This window comes from Pseudanabaena sp. PCC 9330, from assembly GCF_055795045.1.
Genome location: NZ_JAYFES010000017.1, coordinates 1 through 278 on the forward strand (window position 1 = coordinate 1; position 278 = coordinate 278).

General features: G+C 50.0%; 1 rRNA gene. It reads left to right on the top strand.

Annotation, left to right across the window (positions count from 1 at the left end):
- Positions 1-186: 186 nt before the first annotated feature.
- Positions 187-278 (top strand): 5S ribosomal RNA (gene rrf, locus AC0QKW_RS00390); the annotation flags it as partial.

Here is a 278-nt window from a genome sequence, read left to right on the forward strand (position 1 = left end):
GTTAATAGGCGCTAGATGGAAGTCCAGCAATGGATGTAGTCGAGGCGTACTAACAGACCGAGGGCTTGACCTCACACTCAAGTCCATCAACGTTCAAACAATGGCTGTGTGCACAGCCAACACACTTCTCTCTATTCAGGTATTCAAGGAACTAAACCAATTTAATATTGAAGCCATTAAGGCTTTCCTGGTGTCTCTAGCGCTGTGGTCCCACTCTGACCCATCCCGAACTCAGTCGTGAAACGCAGCTGCGGCGAAGATAGTGAGGGGGTTGCCCC